Consider the following 20,842-nt stretch of genomic DNA (forward strand, 5'->3'; position numbering starts at 1 on the left):
TGGCGCCCATGACCGCTTGGTGCGGCCTCCGATGGAAAGGTTCACGTCCCGCGCGATTTTTCTCGCGTGGCGGGTATTGCTTTGAAGATGTCAGCGTTCAGGTTGCTTGCCGTAGGTGCCGCGTCTGCCAGCCCTAACGCCTCGTTGGGGCCAGTCTGATGAAGGCGAGAGGTCGGGAGCGCCTGAAAAGGATCGAATGCGGCTGCGCGCTCATCAGTGGGACAGCGGGTGCCCGAAGGAGAGGCATGGCCCACCGAAGCGAAAAATTCCGATGGGAAGACCTGCGCGATCAATACAATGAAGGCCTGTCTTCCCATCGGCAAGTGGGAAGGGATCAGGCCTTCTTCTCAACCACCTTCTTATGGTGGTGATGATGATGGTGGTGGTGGTGATGGTGCCGGCGATGATGCTTGTGGTGGTGGTGCTTTACCACCGGGGCCGCATCGGCGCTGGTCGTGCCGAGGATCGGCATGGTGAACGCCAGGGCCAGAGCCAGCCCGAGCGCGGAGAGGAGGGACTTCTTCATGATTTCGTTTCCTTTTACGCGGGCGTTCCGGAGTTCACCGGACCAAATCGGTGACCCAAGCCTCGCGATCGGCACTATCCTCCTGGATTTTTTCGACAATTTTTCCGGACTGTAGATTTTTGTTTCTGGATTGTTTCTGGCTGAACCACGATCGCGCCGCGGGCCCTTGCGGACGCGCAAGGACGGCTCGGCTATCATGCTTTTCGAGCCGATGCGTCAGTCGCGCGCCTCACATCGGCGGCGCGACGCCATGATTGCCGACCACTACCCGGCGCGAAACGAGCTTGCCGTCGCTGCCGCGCTCGGCGCTGACGAACACCGTCATGCCTGGCTTGAGATCCGCCGGCGTGGCGGGCGCGAATTTCACGATCGGCGTCGATTGCGGGATCGCGATCTCCTTCTTCTGGCCATTGCTGTAGGTGAGCGTCACCGTCCTGCCGCTGACCTCGGTCACGTCGGCGACAGTGCCGTTGGTCATTCGGCTATTGGGCTGCAAATCCCAATCGCGGTCGCCTTCTCCGGTTCCCTTTAACGCCGCCGGGAAGATCACGACTTCCAGCGCGCCGCTGCCGCCGTCGGCTTTGGAGACCGATGCGATGCCGAGGAAATCGCCCTGTTTGATATCGGCGGCGGACGCCTTGGCGACCCCTGAGATCATCCAGTCCGGAGAAAGGATGATCGTATCGCTCTTGCCGTCGCGAGCTTTCACGGTCAGCGTCGTACCGGCGAGGTCGACCACTGTGCCGCGCACGCGCATGGTGTCCGCCTGCGCGGCGCCCGCAAGGCCTGAAATCGTGCCGAATACGATAGCGAATAGCTTCAGTTTCATGGAATCCGATCCTCTTCAAAAGGGGCTGGCGTCGCCCGCCTTCCGGCCAGCGACAGAGAGCTAACGAACCGGAGTGGGCAAAATGCCGGCGGGTGCGGCCTTCAGCGCTTCAAAAGATCTTGATTGGGCCTCGCGCCACCTTACATGTCGGTGGCCTGCGGCTTCGGCCCCCAGCCGATAACACGGTCACGAAGGCGTGACGGCCAAAACGGCCTCTTGGCAAATCATCCGTTAACGGCCATTCTCCCGCCCGTCTCAGGCAACGCCACATTTCATCTGTGTTGTTTCATCCCAAGGAGTTGCCATGCCCAACACCGCAAGAAACGCTGTTTCTAACGACATCATTGCCGCGTCCGGCCTCAATCCGCTGAAAGCCGTCCGCGAAACGAGGGGATATACGATCGAGGAACTTTCCTTGACCTGCGGCCTGGCCGTGGGCGAGATCGTCGACATCGAGGACGGCAAGGATGCCGACCCCGCCAAGCTCAGGCGTATCGCCTCCGCGCTGCAAGTGCCGGAAGAGGAATTGATCATGATGCCGACCGAAGAGAATCGGCCCACACAGCAATAGAGACGCCGAAGCGTCCGCGAAAAACGCCCGCCATGGCCCGCCCTGGCGGGCTTTTTTGCGCCTTCCATTGTCCCCTGGCCCTTGCCAACTGCCAGCGCGCCATGTGGCAATCCCGGCCGCTGCCACGATTCGGCGGCATAGACTGGCCACATGCCTGATTGAGGTTTCGCTCATGAGCTTGGAATCGGTCCGCGCCTTCTTTGCCGAACATGCACCCGACATCGAGGTGCTGGTCACCGAAGCGAGCTCGGCGACGGTGGCCCTGGCGGCCGACGCCCATGGCGTGCTGCCGGCGCAGATCGCCAAGACGATCTGCCTACGCGTCGGCGACCAAACTATGCTGGTCGTGACCAGCGGCACTGCCAGGCTCGACAACCGCAAATGCAAGGACACGCTCGGCGGCAAGCCGCGCATGCTCGATGGCGAGCAGGTGCTTGCCGCGACCAGCCATCCGCCGGGCGGCGTCTGCCCCTTCGGCCTGCCGGCGCCGCTGCCGGTCTTTTGCGATATGACCCTGCGGGCCTTCGACGAGGTCGTGCCGGCCGCCGGCGCGACCAACGCGGCGGTGCGGATTGCGCCGCAGCGGATGGCCGAACTTGTCGACGCCAAATGGGTCGACGTGTGCCAGTAGGGATTGGAGGGGACTTCTGGAGGCCAAGTCTCAAGGCGAAATGGTCGGAGTGGCCGGATTCGAACCGACGACCCCTTGACCCCCAGTCAAGTGCGCTACCGGGCTGCGCTACACTCCGGACCGGGTGGCGATGTATCGTGATAACCCCGTGCGGGTCAACCGAATTCGGCGGCTATTTCGCCGATGATAGTGCCGCAGCGGGAAGGGCTCGCGCCGGCCGCAATTCCCTCTGGTGTCGGTATTCCAGCGCGATTGCGCCCCAGATCAGCCCGAGCAGCAGATAGAGATGGCGCCAGTGGTCGATGTCGATGAAGGTGCCGAGCCCGATATTGCCGAGATAGGCGACGTAGGCGCAAAGCAGATAGGGCTGCCAAGGGCGAGCGCGCAGGAGGATGCGGAAGCCGGCGCAGATCGTCCACAGCGTCAGCGTCAGGAACGAGACGAAGCCCAGCCAGCCATAGTCCATCAGCGCCTTCAGCCAGATGTCGTGCGTGTCTTCGCCGTAGATCGTGCCGAAGACCAGCGGGCCGATGCCGAACGGGTGCTCCAGCGCCAACTGGAAGCCGATCGTATAGCGGGCGAAGCGGCCGAGACGCGCGGTATCGTAGCTCTGCTCGAGATGCGCGCGCTGGGTGAACATATCCGACACGCCGGGCAGCTGCAGGATGACGAGGACGGCGATGATCAGCAGTGCGAGCGCGGCGATCGTCATCACCACGACTCGCAGGCGGAACATGCCGCTGGCGCTCTGCAGGAAGAGGCATGCGGTGAGCAGCACCGCCGACACCGCGAACATGCCCCAGGCGCCGCGCGAGAAGGAGAAGAAGATGCCGGCTGTGATGATCAATAGCGGCACCGCCAAAAGCGGCATGCGCGACACCGGGCCGGTGAGCAGCAGGTGGAGCAGGTAGGTGCCGGGCAGCACCAGGAACGGACCGAACACGTTCGGATCCTGAAAGGCGCCGGCGGCGCGGTCGTATTTGGTGAACATCTCCGCGCCCGGAAAGGCATGGAAGTAGCCGGCGATGCCGAGCAGCGAGGTCGCGACGGCCGACACCACATAGGCGATGAAGATCAGTCGGTAGAGGTCAGGCTGGACCGATGTCACCGAGGCGAAGAAGACCGCGCTGAAGGCGAGAAACAGCGAGACCGCGAGATAGAGCGGTGTGTTGGCGAGTTCCGCCATCTGCGTCATCGCGATCATGCCGCCGATATTCATCGCCACCAAAAGCACCAGCAGCGGCAATATCGCTCGCGATATTCTGAGGCCAAACAGCGCCCAGACGGCGATCAGCCCGGCCATGTAGAGCTCGTAGGGTGCCGGCTCGCTGATGACGAAGCCGGAAAGCAGGATGCCGACGACGATAGCGGCCGACGAAATGAGCGCGATCAGTTTTGCGTTGACCGCCTGAGGCGGCAACTGGTTGACCGCCTGAGGCGGCAACTGGTTGACCGCGCCGGCCGACAACTCCTGCGTGATGGCGCTCAATAGGCGTTTTCCGTGTTGAGCAGGCGGACGGGCGTCAGGAACAGGATGCGCAGGTCGAACAGCATCGACCAGTTCTCGATGTAGTAGAGATCGTATTCGGTGCGCATGCGGATCTTTTCATTGGTGTCCATCTCGCCGCGCCAGCCATTGATCTGCGCCCAGCCGGTGACGCCCGGCTTGACCTTGTGGCGGGCGAAATAGCCGTCGACCACCTCGTTGTAGAGCAGGTTGTGCGATTGGGCGGCGATCGCGTGTGGGCGCGGCCCGACCAGCGACAGCGAGCCGAACAGCGAGTTGAAGAACTGCGGCAGCTCGTCGATCGAGGTCTTGCGGATGAAGCGGCCGACGTGGGTGACGCGCGGGTCGTTCTTGGTCACCGTCTGCTTGGCGGTCGGGTCCGACCTGTCCGTATACATCGACCGGAACTTGTAGACCTCGATGACCTCGTTGTTGAAGCCGTGCCGCTTCTGCTTGAACAGCACCGGACCCTTGCTGTCGAGCTTGATGGCGATCGCGGTGGCGAGCATCACCGGCGAGAAGACGATGATGCCGACCAGCGAGAAGATGATGTCGAAGCTGCGCTTGGCGACCGAGTCCCAGTCGTTGATCGGCTTGTCGAAGATGTCGAGCATCGGCACCGAGCCGATGTAGGAATAGGCGCGCGGGCGGAACTGCAGCGCGTTGGAATGCGCCGAGAGCCGGATGTCGACCGGCAGAACCCAGAGCTTCTTCAGAAGCTGCAGCACGCGCGATTCGGCCGTCAGCGGCAGCGACACGATCAGCATGTCGATGCGGGCGATGCGGGCGAACTCGATCAGTTCGGAAATGGTGCCGAGCTTCGGGTAGCCGGCGACGATCGGCGGCGAACGCTTGTCGCCGCGATCGTCGAAGATGCCGCAGATGCGTATATCGTTATAGGGCTGCTTCTCGACCGAGCGGATCAGCATTTCGGCCGACTTGCCGCCGCCGACGATGACCGCGCGGCGCTCCATGCGCCCGTCGCGCGCCCAGCGCCTGATCAGCCTGGACATCACCAGTCTGAGCCCGAAGATCAGCACGAATCCGACCACGAACCAACTGCCGAACAGGAGGCGCGAATAGTCCTCCGAGGCCTTCATGGCGAAGGCCGTGAGAGCCATCAGCGCGAAGGTGCCGGCCCAGACGAGCAGGACGCGGCCGAAATTGGCGAGGGGGCGCATCAGCGCCGCGATCTGGTAGCTGTCGCTGACGTCGAGCAGCACCACCGCCAGGAACGAAGCTGCCGCGATCGTCAGCGGATATTGCCAGGCGAGATAGTTGAAAAAGCCGACATAGTAGAAATAGAGGCAAATGCCTGACAGGAAGAGCACGGCGAATTCGACCATGCGCAGCACGCCGCTGACCATGATCGGCGACATCGTATCGCGCCGGTACTGCGAGGCGACCTGTCGCGCCACGTCATTGATGCCGGGCACTTGACCTTCGGCCGGGCCGTCGAATTTGCGCACCGCCTCCATGGAAAAGCGGTGCGCGGGGTCGATCTCGTTCATGGGGATTGTCCGCGAGCTTCGCGCGAGTGAATAGCAAAAGAGAGCTAAGAAAGCCTTGAAACAACAGGTGGCTTTGAATGCGTGTTGTTGCTTGCGGCGACTTTTCGCCCGTATTGCTAGATTAGTAGATTCTAAAGCTTTAGCGCGGCGAAGTAAGCTTTCTCGATCTCGGCCGCCATCACGTCGGCCCCGAATCGCGCCTTCAACTCGGGGTTTTGCGGCATCAGCTTGCGGTAGGCGCCGCGATCGTCGAGAGCCGTTCTGAGCCTGTCGGCAAGTTGGCGAGCATCGGGCCGGATCAGGGCAGGGGAGTCTTCGCCGAAGATCTCGGGAATGCCGCCCACGGCGGTGGCAATCATCGGCATGCCGGCTGCCAGCGCCTCGAGCACGATATAGGGCATTGCTTCCGCGCGGGACGGGACGACGATCAGCTCGGCCAGGGCGAAGGCTTCTCTGGCCGGCATCGGCGGCAGGAAGCGGACATGGCCCTTCAGTCCGAGTCGCTCCACCTGAGCGTGGTAGCGTGGCAGGTCGTCGCCGGCGCCGACCATCACCGCGCTTAACCGGCGGCCGAGCTCCCTGCCGGCCCGCGCCAGCGCATCGATGAAGATGTCCGGGCCTTTGAGATCGCGCATCATGCCGATGTATATGAGATCGGCGGCATCGGCCGCCGGCGCCACCGGTTCGAACTCGACGGCCCGCAGGCCGTTATAGACAAGCCTGTTGGGGATGGGCGGCTCGCCGACCTTCCGGCGATAGGTTTTCCGCTCATAATCGGAAACGAACAGAAGGCAGTCGCTGAAGCGGGCCATGAAGCGCTCCAGCGCGAAGAACAGCTTTCCGGTGGCTGTCGTTTCGTCATAGTGCAGCGAGCCGCCATGCGGCGAATAAAGGCGGGCCACGCGAGACCTTGAAACCCGCAACAGTGAGCCGAACAGACGGGCATAGGCGCCACCCTTGGCGCCATGCCCGTGCAGCACGTCCGGCCGCAATTCCTTGATGATCCGATAGGTGCGCCAGGCCGCGGCGATGTCGCCCGGTCCGATATGACGCTGCATCGGCGTGCGATGGATGCCGAGCGCCAGGCGCTCTTTCATCGCTCCGAACAGCCGCTCCTCATAGTCGCCGCCCGTCGTCGAATCGCAGACGATGCCCACGGAATGGCCGGCGGCGACCTGCGCCTCGGTCAGGTCGCGCACATGCCGGAAGATTCCCCCGACAGGTGAGCGGAAGCAATGGACGATCCGGAGGTGAGCCGCCACGTTGGTTTTCAGAACAGGCGTTCGCGGACGTAGACGGTGTCGCCGGGCAGCAGCGGATCTGATGTCTGCACCCTGCCGGTCATGACCTTGCCGTTGATATCGCGGGTGATGTCGACGCTTTCCTGGTTGGCGCGCGGCGTGAAGCCTCCGGCGATCGCGATCGCCTTCTGCACGGTCAATCCCGGCACATAGGAATACTGGCCCGCAGCGCCGACTTCGCCCATGACGAAGATCGGCCGGTACCGGTCGATCTCGACCGAGACGTCTGGATCGCGCAGATATCCCTGGCGCAATTTATCGGCGATTTCCTTTTCAAGCTGCTGGGCGGTGTGGCCCCGCGCCGGAACGGCCCCAACCAGCGGGAAGGAAATGTAGCCGGACTGGTCGACGCTGTAGGTGTTGGTCAGCCCGTCCTGCTCGAACACAGTGACGCGGATGCGGTCCCCGGCGCCGAGTCTGTAAGGCTGGTCGAGCACTTCATGAAAGGCGGCGGGCGTCGGCCGGTAGCTGGAACACCCGGTAAGCAGCGACAAGGCAAGCATGGCGCGAAAGAGATGAGCAGTGCTTTTCATGATCGGACACGAACCTTCGTCGCTCTCGCCACCGGTGAGGCGGCCACCCCAGGAAGTGCGCCCGTTATCATCCTGTTAGGGTTAATGGGCGGTAAAGGACGTCGCCCGGAAGCGGAGATGGTCGGCAAAAAACCCAATTGTTCTATTGCTTTCGCCTAATGTTCTTTGAGTGCATTCTAATAAGTGCGCATCCTGATCTTAACGGCTGAGTTACCATAGTTGTTTACGGTCCATCCTCGACTCAAAGTTCCGGAGCAGGATGCATGTCCGTTCAGTCCGCGGCCGCAGATGTCGATGTCGACCTGAGACAGCTCTTCGCCAGCCTGGCGAGGAATTGGCTGCGTATTCTTCTCGTCACGCTTGTCGTAACCGCACTGGCCTTTGCCTTCGCCTGGCTGGCGACGCCGCAATATAAGGCGGTGGCGAAGCTGGAGATCGGGCCGCGCGAATCGGTCTTTACGCGGCCGGCCGGCACAACCAACGACGACAAGCCTGCATCCGACGAGGAGGCGGTGGCCACCGAGGTCCAGATCATATCGTCCCCCGATATCCTCAAGAAGGTTGCCTCGGACCTCAATCTGGAAAAATTGCCGGAATTCGACGAAGCGCTGAAGATGTCGGCGCTCAGTCGCGCCCTCGTGCTTGTCGGCCTGAAGAGCGATCCCTTCGACATCCCGCCGGAAGAGCGCGTGCTCAAGGCAATGCACGATAAGCTCAACGTCTACGGCGTTGAAAAATCCCGCGTTATTGCCGTTGAGTTCTCCTCGAAGGATCCAAAGCTCGCCGCCCAGGTCGCGGACGCCATTGCGCAGGCCTACCTTGCCTCAAAGGGCAGTGCGAAGATGGAATCGAACACCGCCGCCACAGGCTTCCTTGGCCCGGAAATCACCGATCTGCAGAATCGGGTGAAGGATGCCGAAGCCAAGGTTGCCGCCTATCGCGCGCAATCCGACCTGTTGATGGGCGGCAACAATTCGGTGCTCGCGACCCAGCAGCTCTCCGAACTGTCGAGCGAGCTTTCACGGGTGCGCGCCAATCGCGCCGCCGCCGAGGCGACCGCCGACAGCGTGCGCAAAGCGCTGCAGAACGGCGGCACGCTCGACAGCGTGCCGGAAGTTCTGTCTTCCGAGTTGATCCAGCGCCTGCTCGAGCGGCAGGTGGAACTCAGGACCAATATTGCCGATCTGTCGACGACGCTGCTCGACAACCATCCTCGCATCCGGGCGCTGAAGTCGCAGCTTGCCGATCTCAACGGCCAGATCCGCAACGAGGCACAGAAGATCCTGAAGGGATTGGCGACTCAGGCGCAGACCGCCAAGGCTCGTGAGGACCAGCTGGTCCAGGAGGTCAACACGCTGAAAGCCGCTTCGGCCCGCGCCGGCGAGCAGCAGGTGGAGCTCGATGCGCTGCAGCGTGACGCCAATGCCCAGCGCCAGCAACTCGAATCCTATATGGCAAGCTATCGCGAGGCGGCTTCGCGCGCCGACCGCAACTATCTGCCGGTGGACGCCCGTCTGCTTTCGAAAGCACAGGTGCCGACCGAACCGTATTTCCCGAAGATCGGGCCGATCACTGGTGCCGCCGCCGCCGCGTCGCTGCTTTTGATGGCGATCAGCACGCTTCTGAGGGAATTGTTCTCTGGCCGTGCCATGCGTCCGGCCGCCGGCGCCCGATTCGAGCCGATCGAACAGGTGGCGATGCCGGTGGCGCGCACCGAACCGGCGCTCGCCGATGCCGAGGACGAAGATGGCGACGAGTCGGTCGCTGACGAGCGGATCGGGCAGGGCGCCATCATGGAGGCAGCGCCTACCGAGCCGGTAGACCCACCAGAGCCGGCACGGCCCGAAGCGCCTCGGTCGTGGCAGCCGAGGCTTGGCGAGATCGATGTCGAGAAGGCGGCGGAAAAGCTGATTGCCTCGGGCGCCGCGCGCGCCATCTTTGTCTCCCCGGAAGGCGACGAGGCCGCCGCCACCGCCGTGCTGGTGGCGCGCGAAGTGTCGGATGCGGGCCTGCGGGTGCTCCTGCTCGATCTAACCGCCTCGGGCGCCGCCTCGCGCCCGATGCTGGACAGCGGACTGTTCCCCGGCATCACCAATCTGCTGGCCTCCGAAGCGCAGTTTAGCGACGTCATCCATCCCGATCTCTATTCGGACGCGCATGTCATTCCGGTCGGCACCGCCGATCCGGTCCGCGCCATGCGCGCCGCCGACCGGCTTCCGATCATCATGCAGTCGCTGACCACGGCTTACGACCTCGTCGTTGTCGAATGCGGCCCTGCCGACGCACAGGGCATCGGCCGTCTGGTCGGCGATGGTACGGAAGTGTTCCTGTCGATGCTTGAAGCCGATGACGAGGTGACGCAGGCGGCGGTCAAGCTGATCGAGAACGGCTATCCGGATGTCACGCTGGTTACGCCGGTTGGCCGTGAACCGGGAGATCCATTGCCCGGACGCCGATCGGCGGCCTGAGCAGATATCGGCTGGATTTATTCTCGGGTTGACGACGACGGTCAGGCGTCGTCCATAGGGGTGGCCTGTCCGGCAGCCTTCCGGCGCAAGATCTTGGTCAGTGTCCAGACCGTCGGATTGTTCTTGATGAAGGCCTTCGCCCGCGCGCCTTGCCGTAAACCTGTGGCTAGCACGCGACCTTTCAGCGTCAGCGGCATCAGCACCTCGAAATGCCGGACCTCGATGTCGCACCAGAGCCGCTTGTAGGGCTCGTCGCCGACCGAGAAATCGTAGACGTCGAAGCCTTGCTCGCAGGCTTCCTGCATGTTGTCGAAGAACAGGAAGTCGCCGGGGCTGGTAAAGGCGAGATCATCCTCGGCGATCGCGCCGAACTCGCAGATGAGGCGCTTGCCTGAGCGGCTGGAGCCGGTAACGGCGCGAAGTTTTCCCGCTACCTCGAGCCCGTGCAGCAGGAAAGATGGCTCCTGCTCGGCAAGCGCGTCGGCAAACAGTGCCCGGAAGAAGGCGCGCACGTCTTTATCGCCGAACACATTGGCGATGCCCATCTTGGCGAAGCGCGCCTGCTTCATGTCGAAGAAAGCGTCGAGCAAGCTGTCGACCTCCTCGCGGCTTCGCGCCTCGATGCGGCGGAAGCTGCCGACGGCCTCGAACTTGCGCGTCTGCGAGCGATGCTTCTTGCGCTTCCGCTTGCCGCTCGCGCGGCTGAGCAGCGCGTCGAAGCCGCCAGCGAGATCGACCGCCAACGCAAGGTTCGGGCTCGGAAAATTGGGCAACGCGGCGAGCGGGTTGGCGGCGCCGTCGAGATCGGGCAGCAGCCGCTCCAGCGAAACGAGGTCGATGTCGGGCCGTGCGCTGGCGACTGCGGAGAGCAGGGAGCGGATTGCGTGGCGGTCGATGGCGGACAAAAGCCGCGGATCGGTTGCGGGGAAATTGCCGTTGGCATGACGTCCGCCGGCGAAACGAGCGATGCGGAACGGGCCGTTTCGGACCACTTCCAGCGCCAGGGAAAGAGCCGGTCGACCGTCGACATTAAGCGCGGCGACCGCCATATCGGCCTTGGTTTCGGCCGCCCAGTTGCGCACCCAGGACGCGCTCTGCGCCGGAGCAAACAGCGCCGAAGTGCAGAATTGCGCATAGTCCGCAAGACCGGTGCCGTCGCTCACCGCCGCCGTTATTCTGCCTTGTATCGAGGCAGGCGCACGCGCCGGCGTTTCGTTGGCGGCGACCCGATTGCCGTCAAATGACGCGGCGGCGTCAACCATCCCTCAATCCTTAAGACGTATTGGTTGCAACCTGGGGTTCGCGTAGGCGCAAGTCCTTGGATGAGCCTAGGCGCAAAAGGTGAATGAATGATCGACGGGGCCGAGGCAATCCGGAAGCTGGCGTTGAACGTTGCCCGCTACACCGGTCTCGCTCCGCTGGCGAAGCCGTTTGTCGGCGGTATCGGTGCCATCTTGATGTTGCATCGCGTGACCGCCACGCCCGAGAAGCCGAACAGCGTCAATCGCCATCTGAACATCGCCCCTGCCTTCCTCGACAAGCTGATCGCCGACATGAAGGGAAGGGGCTATGCCTTTGTTAGCCTTGATGAAGCGATCGAACGCATCGGGGCGGGCGGCAAATGCGCCCAGTTCGCCACCATCACCGCCGACGATGCCTATCGCGACAACATGACGGAGGCGCTGCCCGTATTGGAGAAGCACGGTGCGCCGATCACCATCTATGTCGCGCCGGGCCTGATCGACGGTGCCGTCGACCTGTGGTGGGACCTCGTCGAGGATATCGTCGACACCGGCTCGCACCTGACGCTGAAGACCCCGAGAGGATCGACGGTCGTCGATTGCTCGACACCCGGCCGAAAGATTCAGACCATTGCACGGCTGAACGCGTGGTTGACCCTAGAGGTCCCGGAGGAAGAGCAGGGCGCCGCGCTGCGTGAACTGGCGCGCTCCAACGGCATCGAGCTCGGCACCGGCCGCCCCGGCACCCTGATGAACTGGGACGAGATTCGCAAGGTGGCCGCCCATCCGCTGGTGACGATCGGCGCGCACACCGTCAACCACCGCAACCTCAAGCGGTTGTCCGAGGCGGAAGCGCGTCACGAGATCGGCGACGTCCGCCGTATCCTCATGGAACGGCTGGGCGCCGGGCCGCGCCATTTCGCTTACCCCTATGGCTATGCCAGCGCGGTGGGCTGCCGCGAGGTCGGGTTCGCCCGTGAGGCCGGCTATGTCTCGGCGGTGACGACCCGGCATGGCGTATTGCGCGCCGAGCATGCCGGTTTCCTGCATGCGCTCCCGCGCATCTCCGTCAATGGCCGCTACCAGAGCGTCGCCCATATTCGCACGATGTTGTCGGGTGTGACGACGCCGCTCGCCAACGCCGGCAAGATGGTCGTCACCATTTAGCCCGAAGGGGCGTCAGCATTTGTGGAAATAGCGGTAGGTGTCCGGCGCGCTCATCCATTTGAACTGCGACGCAAGCCCGCCATGCGCGTTGATCCAGCCTCGGATGTCGGCAGCATAGGCATTCCACAAAACGGCGGTCATGTCGGTGCGGTGGACCAGATGGAAGCCGAAGCTTGCCGCAGGCATCACGCAGATGCGGTTGCGGGGAATGTAGCCGAGCAGCACCGTGCAGGCCGACTGGCATTTGCCGACGATGCGGACATTGACGTCACGCGCGGCGAGCCCCTTCCAGCGCTGGCTGTACGCGGCGACGCTGCCGCCATGGTCGTCTGACACGTTGATGGTTTCGGCGGCTGCCATCGAGGCCGCCATGCAGGCGATTATCAGGATCAATCCCGCGAACGATGCTTTTAGCATGACGCAAGCCCTCCCTGCCAAGCGATCAAGCCCGGCAAGCTAGTCCCAATGCGCAATCACGCATGAATCACGTTAGCGTTTGGCGCGGCCGCACTCAGCCCTTCTGAGGCGGCTCCAGGATCAGCCATTTGATGATGCCCATCGCCGGCAGCACCCAGAGCAGGCCGCTGAGCAGGAAGAACAGGAAATGCGCCAAGGAGCCGTATTCGGCGAGCCTGGTGACCGCGATGGCCGAGGCGATCAGCGCGTAGATAACGACCAGCGCCACCAGCAGGATGGTTCCGATCAGCTTTTTCAGGCGAATGGGCATGTCGCGGTCCCGTTGACCCGCCTCGCTTAGGCCGATTGGGGAGCGGGCGCAACCGCCGCAGGCCGGCGCGACGGCGTGCCGCGCTGTCCGGTCTTGCCAGCCGGGCGGCCATGGTCCACCAATCCCGCCATTTCAACTGCCGGGGAACCCCATGGCCGCCATCACCACCACGGCCCGATACGCCGCCCGCGATCGCGATCTCCACAACCGCGCGCTGGTGCGCGGCTGGCTCTATTTCGTGCTGATCGTGCTGGCCGCGCTGGTGCTGGTCGGCGGAGCCACCCGGCTCACCGGTTCCGGGCTTTCGATCACCGAATGGCAGCCGATCCACGGCGTGATCCCGCCGCTCAACGATGCCGAATGGCAGGAAGAGTTCCAGCGCTACCAGCAGATCCCCCAATATACAGAGCTCAACAAGGGCATGAGCATAGATGCGTTCAAGTCGCTCTTCTGGTGGGAATGGGTGCACCGCATCCTCGCCCGCAGCGCCGGCGCGGTCTTCGCCTTGCCGCTGCTGTTCTTCTGGGCGACGCGGCGCATCGAACGCGGCCTCGGGCCGAAGCTTCTAGGCATCCTGCTGCTCGGCGGCTTGCAGGGCGCCATCGGCTGGTGGATGGTGGCCTCGGGTCTGGTCGACCGTGTCTCGGTCAGCCAGTACCGGCTGGCGACGCATCTGACGCTAGCGGCGCTAATCTTCACCGCCACCATGGTTGTCGCGCGAGGATTGGCGCCGCACTCCGAGCCGGCCGCCGACCGCTCGACCCAGCGGCTTGCCGGTGTGATCGTGCTCTTGGCACTGATCCAGATCTATCTCGGCGGGCTGGTTGCCGGCCTCCACGCCGGCCTCTCCTACAACACCTGGCCGCTGATGGACGGCAAGGTGATCCCGGCCGATCTCCTGCTCTTGAAACCCGCCTGGCTGAATTTCTTCGAGAACCCGAAGACGGTGCAGTTCGTGCACCGGCTCGGCGCTTACACGCTTTTTGTGGTGGCGCTCTGGCACATGATCGCCACATGGCGGCGTCAGCCCGGCACGACGCATGCCCGCCGCGCCGCGCTGCTGTTCCTGCTGGTGTTGGCGCAGGCCTCGATCGGCATCGGCACGCTTTTGATGCAGGTGCCGCTGCATATGGCGCTGACCCATCAAGGCGTCGCGCTGATCGTGCTCGGCTTCGCCGCCGCGCACTGGCGCGGAACCAAGGGTGCCTATCCGCTGCCGACCGAGATCGCCGTCAGAGGCTGAGGCGCGCCTCGCCGATCGTGGCTCAGTGTTTGATGCCCAGCATCAGGTCCAGGTTCTGCACGGCAGCGCCGGAAGCGCCCTTGCCGAGATTGTCGTAGACGGCCAAGAGAAGCGCCTGCGCCCGCTCGTCATTGGCGAACACATAGACCTTCATCCGGTTGGTGCCGTTATAGGCCTCCGGATCGATCTCCGGCATGCGCTCCATATGCGTATAGGGCGCAACCTCGACCACGCCGCCGCCGATCGACGCGTAATGGTCGGCGATCGCCGCATGAAGCTCGGCGCCGCTCGGCACACGGTCGAGGCCGCCGAGCTGCAACGGCACCACCGTGATCATGCCTTGCGCGAAATTGCCGACCGCGGGCTGCATGATCGGATCGTGCGACAGCTTCGCGTAGGTCCTGAGCTCCGGCACATGCTTGTGCTGCAGCGTAAGCCCATAGGGCAGGAATTCAGGCGCGTTCTCGCCCTTGCCGAGATAGTCCTCGATCATCGGCCGGCCGCCGCCGGAATAGCCGGAGATGCCGTTGACGGTGACCGGGAAATCGGCAGGCAGCAGGCCGGCCGAGACCAGCGGACGCAGCGTCGCGATGGGGCCCTGCGGCCAGCAGCCGGGATTGGCGATGCGCGTTGCGCTGGCGATCTTGTTGGCCTGATCCTTGTCCATTTCGGCAAAGCCGTATTCCCAGCCTTCGGCCACGCGATGCGCGGTCGAAGCGTCGATGACCTTGGTCGAGTCGTTCTTGATCAGCGATACGCTTTCCTTGGCCGCGGCATCCGGCAGGCAGAGGATCGCGACATCGGCAGCATTGAGGAATTCGGCCCTGGCCGCGGCTTCCTTGCGGCGGTCGGCGGGAATGGAGATGATCTCCAGATCGCTGCGGTCGGCCAGCAGCGCCCTGATCTGCAGGCCTGTCGTGCCATGCTCGCCGTCAATGAAGATTTTCGGTTTCATCGGTTGCCAAATTCCCTGCGATTCCAGAACTATATGCCTTGAGCGTTGTGTAGTACGGCATGAGTGCCGTTGTTCAGGTCGTCGAGCCGCGCTTTCCGTTCGGCCACCAGGCCGAGATAGTGCATGGCGATGATCGATCCGGCGATCGCCGTAATATCGGCATGATCATAGGCCGGCGCAACCTCGACGACGTCGGCGCCGACGATATCGATCTGGCCGAGTTGGCGCAGCGTCGAAAGCATCTTGGCCGAAGACGGGCCGCCGGCCACAGGCGTGCCGGTGCCGGGGGCGAAGGCCGGATCCAGGCAATCGATGTCGAAGGTCAGATAGGTCTTCCTGCCGCCGGTGCGCTCCACGATCGCATAGGCAATGTCGGAGGCGCGCATCTCCTCGACCTCATGGCCGTAAAGGATCTTGATGCCAAACGTGTCCGGCGCATGGGTGCGGATGCCGATCTGGATTGAGCGGTCGGGATCGATGACGCCTTCTTTGACCGCGCGGGCGACGAAGGAGCCGTGATCGATGCGCCTGCCGTCATCCGGCCAGGTGTCCTGATGCGCATCGAACTGTACCAGCGCCAGCGGCCCGTGGATCGCGGCATGGGCCTTGAGCAGCGGCCAGGTGACGAAATGATCCCCGCCGAGCGTCAAAAGGAATGCGCCTGAGCTCAGGATCTTGGCCGCCTCGCGCTCGATCGTACCGGGCGTCTTCTGGTGGTTGCCGCTGTCGAGCAGGCAATCGCCGTAGTCGACCACGGCGAGCCGTTCGAACAGGTCCCGCGAGAACGGATATTGCGGATCGTTGTCGAGGATCGCCGAGGCGCGGCGGATCGCCTGCGGCCCGAAGCGCGCGCCGGGACGATTGGTGACCGCGGCGTCGAAGGGAATGCCCCACACGACGGCGTCCGCGCCCTTCACATCCTTCGTATATCTGCGCCGCATGAACGACAGCGCGCCGGCATAGGTCGGCTCGAACGACGCGCCCGTTTTGGAACGGGCGGTGAAGGCGTGGTCGATCTCTTGGTTCGCCATTAGGGGTCCTCGGTTGTCGTCGGGGCAGCCACAACTACAGAACCGGCACGCAACTTGCCAGTCACAGCTTGCGGATACCGAGCGGCGCTCGAGGAGTGCCACCGCAACACAGGATTTGTCTCACCATGACGCAGGCCGCCTTGCTCAATCTCGCGCCCGCTCCGGCGGCGGCCAGGATCCGCACGATGGCGAGCGAGCGCTTCCTGGTGCTCGATTCCTGGCGCGGCATCTGCGCGCTGCTGGTCGCATTGTTCCATTTTCCGACCACGTCGATGATCTCGCAAAGCGCCTTTATCGGCGGCTCCTACCTGTTCGTCGATTTCTTCTTTGTCCTGTCCGGCTTCGTCATTGCCAGCTCCTATGCCAGCCGGCTGAGCGAGCCGGACGAGCTTGCCCGTTTCGCGCTGGTGCGCTTCGGCCGCATCTACCCGCTGCATCTCTTGATGCTTGCCGGGTTCGTCGGCTTCGAGACGCTGCGGCTCGCCCTGCCGGGGCTGCACGGGACCGGCGCAGCGCCCTTCACCGGCGGCTTCGACGTCAAAAGCCTTGTCGCCAATCTCCTGCTGCTGCAGGGCATGGGGGTCGAGGATCACCTGAGCTGGAATGCGCCGAGCTGGAGCATCTCGGCCGAATTCTTCACCTATCTGCTTTTTGCCGGCGTGGTATTCGCGACCGGCCGCCGCGCCTGGATATGGTTCGTCGCAGCCGCCGTGACCGCGCCTTTGTTCCTGCTTGCCTTTTCGACGCGTCATATGGACGTGTCCTTCGATTTCGGCTTCATCCGCTGCCTGTACGGCTTTTCGCTCGGTGCGCTGCTTGCCTGGTTTCAGCATGATTCCATTGCAGAGGCGCGACAGACGCTTGCCGGCGGGGCAGGGCGCATCGCCTGGACACTGGCCGAGCTCGCCATGATCGCGGCGATCGGCATCTTCGTTTCGGTCGCCGGAACGAACGACGCCGGCATCGCGGCGCCCTTCGTCTTTGCGCTGGCGCTCTACCTGTTCGCCCATGAGGGCGGCTTGATCAGCACGCTGCTCTCCAGCCGCCCGATGCTGCTGCTCGGCTCGCTTTCCTATTCGATCTACATGGTTCACATCTTCGTCCAGGCCCGCATGATCAATGTCGGCGGCCTGACCGAGCGCAAGCTCGGGCTCGGCATTTTCGGCGACTTGAGCCTGCGCGGCAATCAGGTGACCGGCTTCGGCGTTGGCTCGCCATGGATTGGCTTGGCAGCTTTGATAGCAATGTTGATCGCCGTCATCGTCACGTCCTGGCTTACATGGCGTTTCGTCGAAATGCCGGCGCTGGCCTGGTTCCGCCGCCTCGCCAAGCGGATTTGATCAAACAGCTAGCCGGCTTCGTTCACCTCCCTGTCATGGGCATCGACTAACCGGATACCGACCCGGAACGGAGCGATTCCCCGATGCGAACACTCTGGCTGAGCCTTCTTCTGTCCGCCGCGCTTGCGACTGCCTCGAGCCAAACCTTGGCCGGCGAGACGCGCGCTGCCCAAATCCTCGACCGCTTCGAACACGCCAACCAGTGGCGCGACCATGTGATGATCGCGGCGCATCGGGCCGGCAGCATGCAGGCCGGCAAGACGCTTTATGCCGAGAATTCGATTGCCGCGGTCGAGGGCTCGATCGCGATCGGCGCCGAGATCGTCGAGGTCGATGTGAGGCGCTCGAAAGACGGCGCGTTCGTCATCATGCATGACAGCTGGCTCGACCGCACCACGAACTGCAAAGGCGAGGTGGCGGAGTATACGCTGGCGGAGCTGAAGAAGTGCCGGCTAGTGATCGAGGGCACCGGCGCCGTCACCAACGAGCCGGTGTCGACCCTGCGCGAGATGCTGCTGACGACCAAGGACAGGATCCTGATCAACCTCGACAACAAGCTGGAAGTGACGGACCTGCCCGGCATGATCGCGGTCGCCCGCGATCTCGGCATGGCCGATCAGGTGATCGTCAAGGAGAATCTGTGGAGCGGTGGGCGTATCGACACCGCGAAGGCCGCGCTCGCCCAGGCGGGCGGCGGCTTCCAGTTCATGCCAATCCTCGCCGATGACGCCGTGCACGACGCCGCCTTCGCCGGCGAGGTCGACAAGGCGTTCGCGCCGCGCGCTATCGAGCTGATCAATTGGCGCAACGGCGCCGAGACGTTGACCGCAAATGGCGGCCCGCTGTTCAGCACGCGCATGCGGGCTACAGCCGTCCGCGGCGACTGGCACCTCTGGGCCGATACTTATGCCATCGTCAACAAGCCGGGCGGCTTCCTTGCCGGCGGCCGTGGCGACGAGCTGGCGGTCGCTGCCAGCCTGCCGCGCGAGGCTTGGGGTTTCTGGGTCGATCGCGGCGCCACCATCATCCAGACCGACGAGCCAAAAGCGGCGATCGAATGGCTGGCCCCCAATGGCTATCGGATACCTTATACTGACGAGGCGCGCCCGGCTGAGGCGGCGCGCACGGCAAGCATCAACTAGCTGGCGTCGGTGCTCCATCCCCACCCGGCCGCTTCGCGCCGACCTCCCCATCGAGGGGAGGTGGAGGTTGCACCAAGCTCGCCGAGGGTCGAGTGCTATAACGGCTGCGGGACGCTGCAAATGGGACGCCGAAGGATAGGCGCGGCGCCGTACCTTCCCTTGACGGGGAGGTCGCGCCGCAGCCGAGGGTGGGATGACGGCGCTGACCTAGGCAGCTTTCGCCACCCCCTCCAACTCGGCCAGCACCTCGTCCGCTAATTCCAGCTCCGCCGCGGCAAGGTTTTCCCGTAGATGCTCGACCGATGAGGTGCCAGGGATCAGCAGGATGTTCGGTGAGCGTCGCAACAACCATGCCAGCGCGACCTGCAACGGCGTTGCGCCGAGCCGCTTCGCAACGCCCGACAAGGTCGAGGACTGCAGCGGGCTGAAGCCGCCGAGCGGAAAGAACGGGACATAGGCGATGCCGTCGCGCGCCAGCTCATCGATCAGTGCCTCATCGTCCCGGTGCGCCAGGTTGTACTGGTTCTGCACGCAGACGATCTCGCATATCCTGCGACCTTCCCTTATCTGGGCTCGGGTGACGTTGCTGAGGCCGATATGGCGCACGAGGCCCTTGCGCTGCAATTCGGCGAGAGCGGTCAGCGGCGCCTCGATCGAGCCCTCCGCCGGGCCGTGGGTATCGAACATGATGCGCAGGTTGACCACGTCCAGCACGTCGATCCCGAGATTGCTGAGGTTGTCGTGGACGGCTTGCGTGAGTTCCTCCGGCGAATAGGCTGGCAGCCAGGACGCATCGCTGCCGCGGCGGGCACCGATCTTGGTGACGATGACGACATCGTCAGGGTAGGGCGCCAGCGCCTCGCGGATCAGCTTGTTGGTGACATGCGGGCCATAGAAATCGCTGGTGTCGATGTGGTTCACGCCTTGAGCCGCCGCTTCGCGCAGAACGGCGATTGCCGCGTCATGGTCCTTCGGTGGGCCGAACACGCCTTTACCCGCAAGCTGCATGGCGCCATAGCCGAGGCGGCGGACTGGGTGCTCGCCGAGTTTATAGGTGCCGGATTTGTCGATGCCGGATTTGTCACTGCTGGGCATGGTCACTTCTCCTTGTCTGCCGATCGGGAAATAGGTCATGTCAGCTGTTTCGATAATCGCCTATAATCGGAACAACTTGTGCGGAATGGCGAACAATGGCTGACCTCAACGATCTTCAGGCATTCCTGGCCGTGGCGCGCGCCGGCGGCTTTCGCGAGGGAGCGCGCGCCACGGCCGGCAGCGCGTCGGCGCTCAGCGAAGCCATTCGCCGTCTGGAAACCCAACTCGGTGTTAGGCTCTTCAACCGCACCACGCGCAGCGTTGCTTTGACCGAGGCCGGTGCCAGCCTGCTGGCGCGGCTCGGCCCCGCATTGGGCGAGGTAGAAGCTGCGCTCGATGTGGTGAACGGCTTTCGCGACCGGCCCGCCGGAACCTTGCGTCTCAACGTGCCGATAAGCGCCTCGCGGCTGTTGCTGCCCAAGATCGTTCCGGGATTTCTCGCGGCCTATCCCGCCATTCGCCTGGAGGTGATCGCCGAGGAGAACTTTATCGATCTGCTGGTGGCCGGCTGCGACGCTGGAATCCGCTATGACGAGCGGCTGGAGCAGGACATGATCGCGGTGCCGATCGGGCCGCGCGCGCAGCGCTTCACGACCTCCGCCGCGCCGTCCTACCTTGACCGGCACGGTCGGCCGCAGCACCCGCGCGACCTGCTTGGCCATGCCTGCGTGCGCGGCCGCTTCCCGAGCGGCGCCATGACGCCGTGGGAGTTCGAGCGGGACAGCGAGGTGGTGCGGGTCGATCCCACGGGGCCACTGGTCGTCAGCATCGGTGGAGGCGTCGATCTCGCTGTCGATGCGGCGATCGCCGGCGTCGGCATTCTTTGGCTCTTCGAGGACTGGGTGCGCCCGTATTTCGACAGCGGCGTCCTGGAACCTGTGCTCCAGCCGTGGTGGCAAAGCTTCTCGGGGCCGTTTCTTTATTACCCTGGCCGGCGCTTGGTACCGGCACCGCTGCGCGCGTTCATCGACTACATAAAAACACCGGCCGGGCACTGGTGACGGAAGCAAAAAAGGCCGCCCGG

General features: G+C 63.8%; 20 protein-coding genes and 1 tRNA gene. 8 read left to right on the top strand and 13 right to left on the bottom strand.

What is annotated here, in order from left to right; translation table 11 throughout:
* Positions 1-334 precede the first annotated feature (334 nt).
* Both CK220_RS31575 and CK220_RS23305 read right to left on the bottom strand, forming a co-directional pair.
* Positions 335-526 (bottom strand): hypothetical protein, encoded by a 192-nt coding sequence (locus CK220_RS31575; protein ID WP_082954114.1) that lies wholly within the window; start codon positions 524-526, stop codon positions 335-337.
* A 229-nt stretch (positions 527-755) separates the two neighbouring features.
* Positions 756-1,355 (bottom strand): hypothetical protein, encoded by a 600-nt coding sequence (locus CK220_RS23305; protein ID WP_095813787.1) that lies wholly within the window; start codon positions 1,353-1,355, stop codon positions 756-758.
* A 304-nt stretch (positions 1,356-1,659) separates the two neighbouring features.
* Between CK220_RS23305 and CK220_RS23310 the strand changes: the two genes are divergently transcribed.
* Together CK220_RS23310 and CK220_RS23315 are read left to right on the top strand one after the other, a co-directional pair.
* Positions 1,660-1,926, top strand: coding sequence for a helix-turn-helix transcriptional regulator (locus CK220_RS23310; protein ID WP_095813788.1), 267 nt, complete (start codon positions 1,660-1,662; stop codon positions 1,924-1,926).
* Positions 1,927-2,098: 172 nt separating this feature from the next.
* Positions 2,099-2,557: a YbaK/EbsC family protein gene (locus tag CK220_RS23315; RefSeq protein ID WP_095813789.1), complete on the top strand. Its 459-nt coding sequence runs from the start codon at positions 2,099-2,101 to the stop codon at positions 2,555-2,557.
* A gap of 41 nt (positions 2,558-2,598) precedes the next feature.
* Here CK220_RS23315 and CK220_RS23320 read toward each other — a convergent pair.
* From CK220_RS23320 to CK220_RS23340, 5 genes are all read right to left on the bottom strand, one after another.
* Positions 2,599-2,675 (bottom strand) — tRNA-Pro (locus tag CK220_RS23320).
* 54 nt (positions 2,676-2,729) lie between these two features.
* Positions 2,730-3,977, bottom strand: a complete 1,248-nt coding sequence (locus CK220_RS23325; RefSeq protein WP_095813872.1) for an O-antigen ligase family protein — start codon at positions 3,975-3,977, stop codon at positions 2,730-2,732.
* A gap of 65 nt (positions 3,978-4,042) precedes the next feature.
* On the bottom strand, positions 4,043-5,575 hold the full coding sequence (locus CK220_RS23330; protein ID WP_095813790.1) for an undecaprenyl-phosphate glucose phosphotransferase: 1,533 nt from the start codon (positions 5,573-5,575) through the stop codon (positions 4,043-4,045).
* A gap of 131 nt (positions 5,576-5,706) precedes the next feature.
* A complete protein-coding gene (locus CK220_RS23335) occupies positions 5,707-6,837 on the bottom strand; it encodes a glycosyltransferase family 4 protein (protein ID WP_095813791.1) in 1,131 nt (376 codons plus the stop codon).
* A gap of 8 nt (positions 6,838-6,845) precedes the next feature.
* Positions 6,846-7,409 carry a polysaccharide biosynthesis/export family protein gene (locus CK220_RS23340; protein WP_059184846.1) on the bottom strand — a complete coding sequence of 188 codons (564 nt, stop codon included), beginning with the start codon at positions 7,407-7,409 and terminating at the stop codon, positions 6,846-6,848.
* A gap of 263 nt (positions 7,410-7,672) precedes the next feature.
* Here CK220_RS23340 and CK220_RS23345 point away from each other — a divergent pair, with 263 nt between their 5' ends.
* A complete protein-coding gene (locus CK220_RS23345) occupies positions 7,673-9,877 on the top strand; it encodes an exopolysaccharide transport family protein (protein ID WP_095813792.1) in 2,205 nt (734 codons plus the stop codon).
* A gap of 41 nt (positions 9,878-9,918) precedes the next feature.
* On the opposite strand, the gene CK220_RS23350 is transcribed toward CK220_RS23345, so the two are convergent.
* Entirely contained in the window at positions 9,919-11,139 is a 1,221-nt protein-coding gene (locus tag CK220_RS23350) for a GNAT family N-acetyltransferase (protein ID WP_095813793.1), read from the bottom strand.
* Positions 11,140-11,226: 87 nt separating this feature from the next.
* Here CK220_RS23350 and CK220_RS23355 point away from each other — a divergent pair, with 87 nt between their 5' ends.
* A complete protein-coding gene (locus tag CK220_RS23355; RefSeq protein WP_095813794.1) occupies positions 11,227-12,285 on the top strand; it encodes a polysaccharide deacetylase family protein in 1,059 nt (352 codons plus the stop codon).
* A 12-nt stretch (positions 12,286-12,297) separates the two neighbouring features.
* Here CK220_RS23355 and CK220_RS23360 read toward each other — a convergent pair whose 3' ends face one another.
* Positions 12,298-12,702, bottom strand: a complete 405-nt coding sequence (locus CK220_RS23360) for a hypothetical protein (protein ID WP_095813795.1) — start codon at positions 12,700-12,702, stop codon at positions 12,298-12,300.
* Positions 12,703-12,796: 94 nt separating this feature from the next.
* The gene (locus CK220_RS23365; protein ID WP_067330098.1) at positions 12,797-13,012 is read right to left on the bottom strand and encodes a DUF2842 domain-containing protein; all 216 of its coding nucleotides are present in this window, start codon (positions 13,010-13,012) and stop codon (positions 12,797-12,799) included.
* Between the two features lie 151 nt (positions 13,013-13,163).
* On the opposite strand from CK220_RS23365, the gene CK220_RS23370 reads away from it, so the two are divergent.
* Positions 13,164-14,255: a COX15/CtaA family protein gene (locus CK220_RS23370; protein WP_095813796.1), complete on the top strand. Its 1,092-nt coding sequence runs from the start codon at positions 13,164-13,166 to the stop codon at positions 14,253-14,255.
* Between the two features lie 22 nt (positions 14,256-14,277).
* Here CK220_RS23370 and argC read toward each other — a convergent pair whose 3' ends face one another.
* Together argC and speB are read right to left on the bottom strand one after the other, a co-directional pair.
* Positions 14,278-15,210, bottom strand: a complete 933-nt coding sequence (gene argC / locus CK220_RS23375; protein ID WP_095813797.1) for an N-acetyl-gamma-glutamyl-phosphate reductase — start codon at positions 15,208-15,210, stop codon at positions 14,278-14,280.
* A 29-nt stretch (positions 15,211-15,239) separates the two neighbouring features.
* Complete coding sequence (gene speB, locus CK220_RS23380) at positions 15,240-16,241, bottom strand: agmatinase (RefSeq protein WP_095813798.1); 1,002 nt, start codon at positions 16,239-16,241, stop codon at positions 15,240-15,242.
* Positions 16,242-16,366: 125 nt separating this feature from the next.
* Between speB and CK220_RS23385 the strand changes: the two genes are divergently transcribed.
* Positions 16,367-17,581, top strand: coding sequence for an acyltransferase (locus CK220_RS23385; RefSeq protein WP_095813799.1), 1,215 nt, complete (start codon positions 16,367-16,369; stop codon positions 17,579-17,581).
* Positions 17,582-17,664: 83 nt separating this feature from the next.
* The gene (locus CK220_RS23390) at positions 17,665-18,723 is read left to right on the top strand and encodes a glycerophosphodiester phosphodiesterase family protein (protein WP_095813800.1); all 1,059 of its coding nucleotides are present in this window, start codon (positions 17,665-17,667) and stop codon (positions 18,721-18,723) included.
* A gap of 207 nt (positions 18,724-18,930) precedes the next feature.
* Here CK220_RS23390 and CK220_RS23395 read toward each other — a convergent pair whose 3' ends face one another.
* Positions 18,931-19,818 carry an aldo/keto reductase family oxidoreductase gene (locus CK220_RS23395; RefSeq protein ID WP_095813873.1) on the bottom strand — a complete coding sequence of 296 codons (888 nt, stop codon included), beginning with the start codon at positions 19,816-19,818 and terminating at the stop codon, positions 18,931-18,933.
* 95 nt (positions 19,819-19,913) lie between these two features.
* Here CK220_RS23395 and CK220_RS23400 point away from each other — a divergent pair, with 95 nt between their 5' ends.
* On the top strand, positions 19,914-20,819 hold the full coding sequence (locus CK220_RS23400; RefSeq protein ID WP_095813801.1) for a LysR family transcriptional regulator: 906 nt from the start codon (positions 19,914-19,916) through the stop codon (positions 20,817-20,819).
* The last annotated feature ends 23 nt before the right edge of the window (positions 20,820-20,842 follow it).

Origin of the sequence: Mesorhizobium sp. WSM3860, from assembly GCF_002294995.1 — a bacterium.
In the GTDB taxonomy this organism is placed as follows: domain Bacteria; phylum Pseudomonadota; class Alphaproteobacteria; order Rhizobiales; family Rhizobiaceae; genus Mesorhizobium.